Origin of the sequence: Gemmobacter serpentinus (genome assembly GCF_008973825.1) — a bacterium.
Classification (GTDB): domain Bacteria; phylum Pseudomonadota; class Alphaproteobacteria; order Rhodobacterales; family Rhodobacteraceae; genus Gemmobacter; species Gemmobacter serpentinus.
Window position 1 is genome coordinate 115,314 of sequence record NZ_WCHR01000005.1, and the last position, 11,687, is coordinate 127,000.

10 protein-coding genes are annotated in these 11,687 nt (G+C 64.2%); 4 read left to right on the top strand and 6 right to left on the bottom strand.

What is annotated here, in order from left to right:
• Positions 1-255: 255 nt before the first annotated feature.
• Genes ruvC through ruvB form a run of 4 tightly spaced genes read left to right on the top strand, consistent with a single transcriptional unit; the run spans position 256 to position 3,501 of the window.
• Complete coding sequence (gene ruvC, locus GBJ34_RS02900; RefSeq protein WP_151717753.1) at positions 256-774, top strand: crossover junction endodeoxyribonuclease RuvC; 519 nt, start codon at positions 256-258, stop codon at positions 772-774.
• On the top strand, positions 771-1,451 hold the full coding sequence (ruvA, locus tag GBJ34_RS02905) for a Holliday junction branch migration protein RuvA (protein WP_151717754.1): 681 nt from the start codon (positions 771-773) through the stop codon (positions 1,449-1,451). Before ruvC ends, ruvA begins: the two co-directional genes overlap by 4 nt.
• Before the next feature lie 58 nt (positions 1,452-1,509).
• Positions 1,510-2,424, top strand: coding sequence for a zinc metalloprotease HtpX (htpX, locus tag GBJ34_RS02910; protein WP_151717755.1), 915 nt, complete (start codon positions 1,510-1,512; stop codon positions 2,422-2,424).
• A 51-nt stretch (positions 2,425-2,475) separates the two neighbouring features.
• The gene (gene ruvB / locus GBJ34_RS02915; protein ID WP_151717756.1) at positions 2,476-3,501 is read left to right on the top strand and encodes a Holliday junction branch migration DNA helicase RuvB; all 1,026 of its coding nucleotides are present in this window, start codon (positions 2,476-2,478) and stop codon (positions 3,499-3,501) included.
• Positions 3,502-3,507: 6 nt separating this feature from the next.
• Here ruvB and GBJ34_RS02920 read toward each other — a convergent pair whose 3' ends face one another.
• The 6 genes from GBJ34_RS02920 to GBJ34_RS02945 form a co-directional block, all read right to left on the bottom strand.
• Entirely contained in the window at positions 3,508-4,344 is an 837-nt protein-coding gene (locus GBJ34_RS02920; protein WP_151717757.1) for a DMT family transporter, read from the bottom strand.
• 121 nt (positions 4,345-4,465) lie between these two features.
• Complete coding sequence (locus tag GBJ34_RS02925; protein WP_151717758.1) at positions 4,466-4,921, bottom strand: methylated-DNA--[protein]-cysteine S-methyltransferase; 456 nt, start codon at positions 4,919-4,921, stop codon at positions 4,466-4,468.
• 145 nt (positions 4,922-5,066) lie between these two features.
• The gene (gene ileS, locus GBJ34_RS02930; RefSeq protein ID WP_151717759.1) at positions 5,067-7,997 is read right to left on the bottom strand and encodes an isoleucine--tRNA ligase; all 2,931 of its coding nucleotides are present in this window, start codon (positions 7,995-7,997) and stop codon (positions 5,067-5,069) included.
• Positions 7,998-8,419: 422 nt separating this feature from the next.
• Positions 8,420-9,223, bottom strand: coding sequence for a glycoside hydrolase family 25 protein (locus tag GBJ34_RS02935; RefSeq protein ID WP_151717760.1), 804 nt, complete (start codon positions 9,221-9,223; stop codon positions 8,420-8,422).
• A gap of 135 nt (positions 9,224-9,358) precedes the next feature.
• Complete coding sequence (locus GBJ34_RS02940) at positions 9,359-10,435, bottom strand: NAD(P)/FAD-dependent oxidoreductase (protein WP_151717761.1); 1,077 nt, start codon at positions 10,433-10,435, stop codon at positions 9,359-9,361.
• A gap of 125 nt (positions 10,436-10,560) precedes the next feature.
• Positions 10,561-11,646, bottom strand: a complete 1,086-nt coding sequence (locus GBJ34_RS02945; protein ID WP_151717762.1) for a BMP family ABC transporter substrate-binding protein — start codon at positions 11,644-11,646, stop codon at positions 10,561-10,563.
• Between the last annotated feature and the right edge of the window lie 41 nt (positions 11,647-11,687).

Consider the following 11,687-nt stretch of genomic DNA (forward strand, 5'->3'; position numbering starts at 1 on the left):
ATGTCGCACATGCAGAAAGTGCATGGCTCATCGCCATCTGATTGACATGATTTTGTGCCTGTTCCGCGTTTTGCGCGGCTTTCTTGGCGATCCGAGCCCTTGCTGCATTGCAGCGCGTCGGGATCGGGGTGGGAAAGGTCGTTTCCAGAAGCAATGTCTTAATTGCACCTCTCCCGATTGCAAGCGGGAAATTCGCCTTGGCCGATGTTCGCGCTTTGTGCTAGCCTGCGCCAAAAGCACAAACAAGGGGCAGCTATGCGGGTATTGGGGATCGATCCGGGGTTGCGCAACCTCGGCTGGGGTGTGATCGACGTGAGCGGCCCGCGCCTGACCCATGTGGCAAACGGCATCTGCCACTCTGCCCCCGGTGAAGGGGAGGGCGATCTGGCGCAACGTCTGCGCAGCCTGCACAGCCAATTGACCGAAGTGATGCGGATCTACATGCCCGACACGGCGGCGGTGGAACATACCTTTGTCAACAAGGATGCGGTGGCCACGCTGAAGCTGGGGCAGGCGCGCGGCATCGCCTTGCTGGTGCCCGCACAATTCGGGCTGACGGTCGGCGAATATGCCCCAAACGCGGTGAAAAAAACGGTGGTGGGCGTGGGCCACGCCGCCAAGGTGCAGGTCGATCACATGGTGCGCCTGCACCTGCCGGGCGTGAAGATCGTCGGGCCAGACGCGGCGGACGCATTGGCGATTGCGATCTGTCATGCCCATCACAGTCAATCGAGCGGCCGGCTGGAAGCCGCATTGAAGAGGGCGGCAGGATGATCGGCAAGATCTCGGGGCGGATCGACTGGCGCGGGCCGGATCATGTTCTGATCGATGTGCGGGGCGTGGGCTATATCGTCTTCGTCTCGGACCGCACGCTGGCGGCGCTGCCGGGGGTGGGCGAGGCCTGCGCGCTTTACACCGAACTGGTGGTGCGCGAAGACCTTCTGCAACTCTTCGGCTTTCCGACCATGCTGGAAAAGGAATGGCACCGCCTGCTGACCACCGTGCAAGGCGTGGGGGCCAAAGCTGCGATGGCGATCCTTGGCACGCTGGGGGCGGAAGGGGCGGCGCGGGCGATCACCCTGGGCGATGCGCGCGCCATCCAGGCGGCGCCCGGCATTGGCCCGAAGATCGCGCAACGTGTCGTGCTGGAACTGAAGGCCAAGGCCCCGATGGTGATGGCACAGGGCGCGGCCCTGCACAGCGAGGCCACGTTGGACGAGGTGATCGAGGCCCCTGCCCCAGCACCAGCCCGACCTGCGCGCAAGGCTCCGGCAGCCCCGGTCGTCGCGCGTGCGGCCTATAGCGCCGATGCACTGTCAGCGCTGCTGAACCTTGGCTATGGCCAGTCCGATGCGGCGCAGGCGGTGGCACAGGTTTCGGGTGAAGCCCCGGAGGCCGATACCGCCGAGCTGATCCGCCGCGCGTTGAAGCTGTTGATGCCGAAGAGCTGAGGGCTTGAGCCGCGCCCGCCTTCTGCCCATATCGGGGACAGAGAGCGAGGGAGCGGCGATGAGCGGATATTTCAAGACGGCGCTGCTGATGGCGGTCATGACCGCGCTGTTCATGACGGCGGGCGAGCTGATCGGCGGGGCGACCGGGGCGGTGATCGCATTGGTCATTGCTGCGGTCATGAACGTGATGACCTGGTGGGGCAGCGACCGCGCCGTGCTGTCGATGACCGGCGCGCGTCTGGTTACGGAACAATCAGCACCCGATTTTGTGCGCATGGTCAATCGTCTGGCCGATGGCGCGGGCCTGCCGCGCCCGGCCGTCTATATCATCGACAGCGACCAGCCCAATGCCTTTGCCACCGGGCGTGATCCGGCAAATGCTGCTGTCGCCGCCTCGACCGGGTTGCTGCAACGCCTGAGCGCCGAAGAGGTGGCGGCGGTGATGGCGCATGAACTGGCCCATATCAAGAACCGCGACACGCTGATCATGACGATCACCGCAACCATGGCCGGGGCCATCGGGATGCTGGGCAATTTCGCCTTTTTCTTCGGTGGCAATCGCGATCGCCCGGGCGGGGTTCTGACCTCGCTTCTGGTGATGATCTTTGCGCCGATGGCCGCCGCCATCGTGCAAATGGCGATCTCGCGCAGTCGCGAATACGAGGCCGACCGGATCGGGGCCGAGATTTGCGGCCAGCCGATGTGGCTGGCCTCGGCCCTGCGCAAGATCGACCACTTCGCCAAAGGCATCGACAACCGGCAGGCCGAGGCCAATCCCGCACTGGCGCATATGTTCATCATCAACCCGCTGCACGCCCATGCACGGGATGCGCTGTTCTCGACCCATCCCAGCACCGAAAACCGCATCCGGGCGCTGATGGCGATGGCCGGGCCGCAAGCGCGCCCGCAACAGCCGCCCTCGCCCTTTGCCGATCCGCCGGGCCGGACCAACATCCCCCGCGTGCGGCGCTGACAGGTTCCGGGCACCCTTGCCAAACGCGCCGCGTTCGGGGATTGTTCCGGCATGATGCAATCCGATCCCGCCCTCCGCCCCGAGCCTTTGCCCGAAGATCATGATCGGGCGCTGCGTCCGCAGGTGCTGGCGGATTTCGTGGGCCAGGCCGAGGCGCGGGCCAATCTGGCGATCTTCATCGAAAGCGCAAAAATGCGCGGCGAGGCGATGGATCACACGCTGTTCCATGGCCCTCCCGGGCTTGGCAAGACCACGCTGGCCCAGATCATGGCGCGGGAATTGGGGGTGGGTTTCCGCATGACCTCTGGCCCGGTGCTGGCCAAGCCCGGTGATCTGGCGGCGATCCTGACCAATCTGGAACCGCGAGACGTGCTGTTCATCGACGAGATCCACCGCCTGTCCCCCGTGGTGGAAGAGGTGCTTTATCCCGCGATGGAGGATTTCGCGCTGGATCTGGTGATTGGCGAGGGGCCTGCGGCGCGCACGGTGCGCATTGATCTGCAACCCTTCACGCTGGTCGGTGCAACCACGCGCCTTGGACTGCTGACCACACCGCTGCGCGACCGTTTCGGCATCCCGACACGCCTGCAATTCTATACCGAGGAAGAGCTGGATCATATCGTGACGCGCGGTGCCCGCCTTCTGGGCATTACACCCTTGCCCGAAGGCACGCGCGAGATTGCCCGCCGGGCGCGCGGCACCCCGCGCATCGCGGGACGGTTGCTGCGCCGCGTGGTGGATTTCGTGACGGTCGAGGGCGATGGCCGCCTGACCCGGGCCATTGCCGACAAGGCGCTGACCCGGATGGGGGTCGACAATCTTGGGCTTGATGGCGCAGACCGGCGTTACATGCTGCTTCTGGCCGAAAATTACGGCGGCGGCCCTGTGGGGGTGGAAACCATCGCCGCAGCCTTGTCGGAAAGTCGGGATGCGATTGAAGAGGTGATCGAGCCTTATCTGCTGCAACAGGGCCTGATCCAGCGCACACCGCGTGGGCGGATGCTGGCAATGAAAGCCTGGCGTCATATCGGGATCGAGCCGCCAAAGGCCCCCACGCAAGCCGGGCTGTTCGACTGAGCTCCGCTAAAGCCGGGTGACGATCACGCCAATGACGATCAGGATGGCGGCAGCCGCCTTGTCGCGCGTCATCTTCTCGCCAAAGACCAGCCAGCCGATCAGCACCGCGAACAGGATCGAGGTTTCGCGCAAAGCCGCCACCACCGCAATCGGTGCCTTGGTCATCGCCCAGATGGAAATGCCGTAAGCCCCGTAGGAGGCCAGCGAGGCAAAGGCCCCCACCGCCCAGGCCCGAGCCACACGCGGTAGCGCCGCACCGCCGCGCCAGGCCAGCAGCACGGCCGAGGAAATCAAGCCGTCCGCCACATAGACCCAGGCCACATAGGTTGCCGCATCCGCCGCCACCCGCGCGCCCATGCCGTCAATCAACGTATAGCTGGCGGTTGCCATCGCCGAGCCAAGCGCGAAAGGGATCATCTGGCGGCTTTCGCCATCGGTAAAGACGCCGCGTGCCATCAGCGCGATGCCGAAGGTCAGCAGGATCATGCCACCATATTGCCCGGCGCTGATCTGGTCCGATAGCAGGAACAGCCCGACCAGGGCCACGATCAACGGTGCCGATCCGCGTGACAGCGGATAGACACGGGACAGATCGCCCCGCTCATGCGCCAGCACCAGAAATACCTTGTAGATGCATTGCACGACGCCGGATCCGATCACCCAGGGCCAGGCCTCCGATACCATGGCATCGCGCGGCAGGGCGATGGCCAGCCCGATGGGGATCTGCACCAGCGACAGCACCAGCATCGCGCCCGCGCGCGACGTGCCGATGCGGATCAGCGCATTCCACAACGCATGAAGGAAGGCTGCCGCCAGCACCGCCAGAAGAACCCAGATCGTCACGCGGTGGCTCCTCTGCGCCTTTAGTGCCTCACGTCCAGCGATACGATGCCACGCGGGCTGGCGCTATGCCGAAAGCGACCTGTCCCCCCGGATCATCTGTGCCCCCCGATCCCCCGCTGGCTCAGATCAACAGACCCGCCGCACCTTCATGCCGCAGCAACGCCACCTTGGTCTCCACCCCGCCGGGGGCGGAAAAGCCGCCCAGTGTGGCGCGGCCCAGAACCCGGTGACACGGGATCAGCAAAGGCAAAGGATTGGCACCGCAGGCCTGCCCTACGGCCTGTGCAGGCGCGCCGACATCGCGGGCGATCTCCCCATAGGTGCGGGTCTCGCCGAAGGGGATGGCCGCCATGGCGCGGCGCACAACCGCCTGCAGCCCCTGCCCCCAGTCAAAGGGCAGATCGAATACCTGCCGTGTGCCCGCGAAATATTCGGCCAATTGGCGCAGCCCCTCGGCCTCCAGCGCATCGGCCTGATCGCCTGCCTGCCAATCGAGCGCGACCAGAACCCCGCCCTCTGCCCGCAGCGAGACGGGTCCAAAGGGTGTTTCCAGTCGGTTCGCACCCTGATCCCGCATCACCAACTCTCCTACTTTCTGTTCGCCAATCTAGCCATGCACAGGGCACGCCGCAAACCCGAAGCCTGCGCATTCAGCCTGAGAGTACGCGCCATGAAAAAGGGCGGACCCACAGGCCCGCCCCTTATCTTGCTAATGCGATCGCTCAGCCAAGCGCGCCATTGCAACGGGCGCAGGTATGCGGGTGTGCATGGGTGTTCACATCGGGCAGGATCTGCCAGCAGCGCGCGCATTTCTCGCCCTCGGCTGTCTCGAAAACCACCGCGATGCCGGGGCTTTCCGGCAGGCGGAACGCCTCGGCCGGGGCAGGATCCGCGCTGACCGATATGCCGGAGGTGATGCAGACCTGCGCGAAATCGACCGATTTCAACGCAGCCAGCATCGTCGGATCCTCGATATGCACCACAGGCGCGGCCTCAAGGCTGGCCCCGATCACCTTGGCGGTGCGCTGCACCTCCAGTGCCGCCGTCACCACGCGCCGCGCTTGCCGCACCAGCGCCCATTTCGCCGCCAGCGGCTCATTCAGCCAGTCCTTCGGCGTATCGGGCATGTCCTGCAAATGGATCGAAGACCCATCGGCCGGGAAGCGTTCCAGCCAGACCTCTTCGCAGGTGAAGACAAGGATCGGTGCCAGCCACGAGGTCAGGCGGTGGAACAGGATATCCAGCACCGTGCGCGCGGCGCGACGGCGGATACTGTCGGGCCTGTCGCAATAGAGCACATCCTTGCGAATGTCGAAATAGACCGAGGAAAGGTCGATGGTGCAGAAGGTAAACAGCTTCTGGAACACGCCCTGGAAGTCATAGGCGGCATAGCCCTTGCGCACCTCGGTATCCAGCTCCGCCAGACGGTGCAGCACCCATTGCTCCAGCTCCGGCATCTGATCCACCGGCAGACGCTCGGCCTCGGTGAAACCGGCAAGATTGCCAAGCACATAGCGCATGGTGTTGCGCAGCCGGCGATAGCTGTCGGCGACACCTTTCAGGATCTCTTTCCCGATACGCAGATCGACTGTGTAATCGGACAGCGCCACCCAAAGCCGCAGGATATCGGCGCCATATTCGTCGATCACCTGCTGCGGTGCGACCGTATTGCCAAGCGATTTGGACATCTTCATGCCCTTCTCGTCCAGCGTGAAGCCATGGGTCAGCACGCCGCGATACGGCGCGCGGCCCTTGGTGCCACAGCCCTGCAACAGCGAGGAATGGAACCAGCCGCGATGCTGGTCGGTGCCCTCAAGATAAAGATCGGCCAGGCCGTCTCCGGTGCCATCGGGGCGGTCACGCAACACGAAGGCATGGGTCGACCCAGAGTCGAACCACACATCCAGCACGTCGAAGACCTGTTCATAATCGGACGGATCGACGATGCCGGACAGCACCTTTTCCTTGAAGCCTTGCACATACCAGACATCCGCGCCTTCGGCCTCGAAGGCGGCGGCGATCCGGGCATTCACCTCTGCATTGCGCAGCAGGAAGTCGGCATCGGTCGGTTTCGCGCCCCGTTTGGTAAAGCAGGTCAGCGGCACGCCCCAGGCGCGCTGGCGCGACAGCACCCAGTCAGGCCGCGCCTCGATCATCGAATGCAGGCGGTTGCGGCCCGAAACCGGGGTGAACTGCACAAGCTGGTTGATCGAATTCAGCGCCCGCTTGCGGATCGTGTCGCCATAGGTGCCCATGCCGTCTTCAAGCGGGCGGTCGATGGCGGCAAACCATTGCGGCGTGTTGCGATAGATCAGCGGGGCCTTGGAGCGCCAGCTATGCGGATAGCTGTGCTTCAGCTTGCCCTTGGCAAACAACGCGCCCGCGCCGTGCAGCGCCTTGATATTGCTGACATTGGCGGGGCCTTCCTTGCCATCGGGCAGGATGATGTGCTGGCCGCCAAAGACCGGCAGATCGGCGCGGTAAGACCCGTCCGCCTCGACATTGTAGGTCATCGGCAGGCCGAATTTCAGACCCATCTGATAGTCGTCATCGCCGTGCGAGGGCGCGGTATGCACAAAGCCCGTGCCCGCATCATCGGTGACGTGATCGCCCGGCAGCATGGGCACGTCGTAATCCCATTCCTTGTTCTCGGCCAGACCGCGATAGGGATGGGCAAGGGTCAGCCCGCGCAGCTCCTCAGCCGAGACCACACGGACCTTCTCGAACCCGGTCACCTTGCCGGATTTCATCACCTCTTCCGCCAGCTTGTCAGCCAGCAGCACGGTTTCACCGACCTGCGACGTCGCGCCTTCGGCCACCGCCGTCACGCGGTAAAGCCCATAGGCGATCTCGGGCCCGAAAGACACCGCGCGGTTTTGCGGGATGGTCCAGGGCGTGGTGGTCCAGATCACCACCCGGGCCTGTAGCAGTTGGCTGTCGATGCAGCCATCCAGTTCCGGGAAATGCGCGGCATGGATGACCGGGAACCGCACCCAGACCATATGGCTGGTATGGTCGTGATACTCCACCTCCGCCTCGGCCAGCGCAGTCTTCTCGACCGGCGACCACATGACGGGTTTGGACCCCTGATAGAGCGCGCCATTCATCAGGAATTTCATGAACTCTTCGGCGATCACCGCCTCGGCGTGGAAGTTCATCGTCAGATAGGGATCGGCCCAATTGCCGGTCACACCCAGACGCTTGAACTCCTCGCGCTGGATATCGATCCAGCCTTCGGCGAATTTGCGGCATTCCTGACGGAAGGTCACGATATCCACCGCGTCCTTGTCCAGCCCCTTGGCGCGATACTGTTCCTCGATCTTCCATTCGATCGGCAGGCCATGGCAGTCCCAGCCCGGCACATAGCGCGCATCATGGCCCAGCATCTGCTGGCTGCGCACGATGAAATCCTTGAGGATCTTGTTCAGCGCGTGCCCGATATGAAGATGGCCATTGGCATAGGGCGGGCCGTCATGCAGCGTAAAGGGCGGGCGCGGGCTGGCCTTGGCCTTGTCGCGCAGGCGGTCATAGATGCCGATCTCGTTCCAGCGGGCAAGCCAGCCCGGCTCCCGCGCGGGCAGGCCCGCACGCATCGGGAAATCGGTTTCGGGCAGGAAGACGGGATATTTCAGATCGGGCGTGTCGGCGCACATCGGTAAGGCGTCCTTGAAGATGTCAGGTGGGGGCGGCCCGCAGGTCGGGGCCATAGGCAATCTGGCTTTACCCGGCGGCTCGTCAGCACGCCGGGACGGTAATTCGGAACGCCCGCAGGGGCGCCACAGATTGCGCGGATCGGAACATCATGGGCGGCCTTATACGCAAGGGCGCGGACTTGGTCCAGCCGCCGGGCAAACCATTCGACGAATGGCCTCAAAGGGGCGATCGCGCCCCCCCCTTGGGCCAAAGGCGCAATTCACCAAAGCAGCACCCCTGCGGACGCGCGTCCAATCCGAGGACATCTTTGAACCAATGAGAGACGCCCACACATTCATCTGTTCAAAAAATATCCTCGGGGGGAGGAGCCGCAGGCTCCATGGGGGGCAGACAGCCCCCCTCCTCCTCCGCCCTGGGCCGATCACGGCTGCGCGCGCCGGGCCAGCCAGTCAGCCCAGGCCGTGGCATTGCCGGCAAAGGCGTTGATATCGACCTTGCCCTCGATCCCCGGGATCAACCCGGTGGAGGTATATTGCCAGAATGCCCAATGCTGCCCCGGATACCGATCTGACGGATGCGCCGCGACCGAGCGCAGCCAGAAATCGGTGCCGCCCAGCTTCCACATCTGGTTGTCCTCATAGAAATCAACCGTGGTATAGAGGACGGGGGCCGTGCCGTAATGCTGGGTGAACATGCGGATCAGCACCTCGGCATCGGCGCGGATCACCTCGGGGCTGCGCCGGATGGTGCAGGTCGGGCTGGTCGGCGTCCATTCCATATCGATCACGGGCGGCAGATCGCCGCTGCGGCGCGGCACATGTTTGAAGAACCAACGGGCCTGCTCCTCGGGGGCGCGGCAATGGTAGAAGAAGTGATAGGCCCCGCGCCGCACCCCGGCCGCGTGGGCACCGCGCCAGTGGCTTGCGAACATCGGATCCACCATATCCCCGCCCTCGGTCGCCTTGATGAAGGCAAAATTCACCCCGCTCGCACGCGCACTTGGCCAATGCACCGATTGCTGAAAGCGTGCTACGTCAATGCCATGCACCGCATAGCGGCGCGCTGCTGTGGCGGTGGCGGGATGGGGGCTGGCATCGGCGAAATCCGGCGCGGTGATCACCTCAGGCGCGATGGAGGCCGGCACATCGTGGCGCTGCGCGCCGCCCCCGCCACAAGCTGCAAGAACAGACAGGCTGGCGAGAAAGGCATAGGTAGAAAGGCGCATTGGAACCTCGACATGAACAATCCGCCAGCATCGTTGCCGAAGCGGGCAGGAATGTCACGGCGAAATCCGGGCCGGCGCGATGGCACCCGCTACCGCGCTGAAATGCCCAATATCGCCGTGCCGAAATCGGCTGGCTTATCGGAAACGATCCGGGGCAAGCTGCGCCAGCAAAGCTGCGGAAAAGGCGGTTGGCCGGTCGGCCAGCAGATCCGCCACCAGCCCCGCGATGGCGGGCGAGGTCTGGAAGCCATAGCCGCCCTGCCCTGCCAGCCAGAAGAAATCGGGCTGCCCGGGGTCACGGCCGATCACCGGCACACGGTCCGGGGAAAAGCTGCGCAGACCGGCCCAATTGGCGATCATGCGGGTCACCGGCTCGGTCACCATCTCCTCGTATCGCGCCAGCCCCTCGGCCAGCACCATATCATCGGCCCAGGCGTCATGCGGCGCGGCGCGATCCTCCTCAGCGGGCGAGACGATCAGCGCCCCGGCATCGGGCTTGGCATACCAGCTTTCGCCGCAGCCAAAGATCATCGGCCAGCCCGACACATCCTGACCGCCGGGTGCCGGGATCCGCGCCATGGATCGGCGATAGGGCGTGATGCCCTTTGGCACCACCCCGGCCATGCCGGCAATCTGATCTGCCCATGCCCCGGCGGCATTGATCAAGATGCGCGCGCTTTCCACGCCAGCGGGGGTCGTGATCTGCCAGACACCGCCCTGCCGTGTGATGGCACTGACGCGGGCGTTGCAACGCAGCGTGCCCCCCGCCGCCCGCAGCCGCTTGATATGGGTCTGGATCAGCAGATCGGTGTCGATATCCCAGGCGTGATCGGCGATGGCGGCAAAGGCCACCGTCCCAGGGTTGAGGATTGGCACAATGCTGCGCGCGGCCTCGGGGGCAATTTCCTTCAGCATGAAGCCGGTCAGGTCGCGGTCAAACTCCGCCCGCTGATCGGCACGCGCCACGACCATCAATCCGCGCGGCAGAAGCATCCCCCGCAGGGCGTCGAAGCCATTCCGAGAGGCCAGCGACAGCTCCACCACCGGGGGCAGGCCATAGCGCGGCTCATAAAGCGCGGCAGATCGGCCCGAGGCGTGATGCGCCGGATGCGCCTCCGCCTCCAGGACCAGGGTTGCGCCAAGCGGTGCCAGTTCCGCCGCTGCCGAAAGGCCGGCGATACCGCCGCCGATAATCAGGAAATCATGTGTCATATCGGCAGATTACGCCGCGAATTCCGCACCGTCACGCCTGTTTGCGACGCCGCATGACGCAGGCCCCACCGCAGATGCAAAAGGCCCGCAAGATGCGGGCCTTTCGTTACGACCAAGGGATGGTCTTATTTCGGGATATCGCCCTTGATGCCTTCGACAAAGAAGTTCATGCCCAGCAGATCGCCATCGGGTGCGGTTGCGCCTTCGGCCAACCAGTCGGAGCCATCCTGCTTTTTGATCGGGCCGGTGAAGGGATGATAGGTGCCCGCCGCGATGGCATCGCGCATGGCCTCGGCCTCGGCTTTCAATTCGGCCGGAATCGCATCGGTGATTTCACCGATCTCCACTTCGCCCTCCTTGATACCGGCCCAGACATCGACCTGATCCCAGGTGCCGTCCATGACCTGGCCCACGCGCTTCACATAATAGGGGGCCCAGTTGTCGATGATCGACGAGACGCGCGGGCTCGGCTTGTAATCGGCCATATCGGAGGCCTGGCCAAAGCCGATCACCTTGCCGCCCGATTTTGCGGCCTCGGCCAGCGGTGCGGTCGAATCGGTGTGGGCCGCGATCACGTCGACGCCCTGTTCGATCATCGCCTTGGCAGCATCCGCCTCTTTGGCAGGGTCGAACCAAGTGAAGGCCCAAACCACCGAAAGCTCGACATTCGGGTTCACCTTCTTCGCTTGGAGGTAATAGGCGTTGATGCCCATGACGACCTCGGGGATCGGGAACGAGCCAATATAGCCGATCTTGTTGGTCTTGGTCATCTTGCCCGCGATCAGGCCCTGCACCGCGCGCCCCTCATAGAAGCGGGCATTATAGGTGGAGACGTTCGGCGATTCGCGTTTGAAGCCCGTCGCGTGTTCGAACTTCACATTCGGGAATTTCTTCGCGACGGCGTTCACCTGATCCATATAGCCAAACGAGGTTGCGAAGATGATATCGCAGCCGCCAAGGGCCATCTGGGTCATGACGCGCTCTGCATCGGCCCCTTCCGGCACGCTTTCCTGCCAGGCAAGCTCGACCTTGTCGCCAAATTCCTTCTGCACCGCCAGCGCGCCCTGATGATGCTGGTAGGACCAGCCCAGATCGCCGATCGGGCCGACATAGATGAAGCAGGCCTTGGTCTTGTCCTGCGCGTGGGCGGCACCGCCAAAGGCCAGCGACAGGCCCAAAGCGGCGGTCGCCAGAAGCGTTCTGCGTTTCATGTTACGTCTCCCTGAAGGGGCCTTTTGCCCCGGTTGGATGT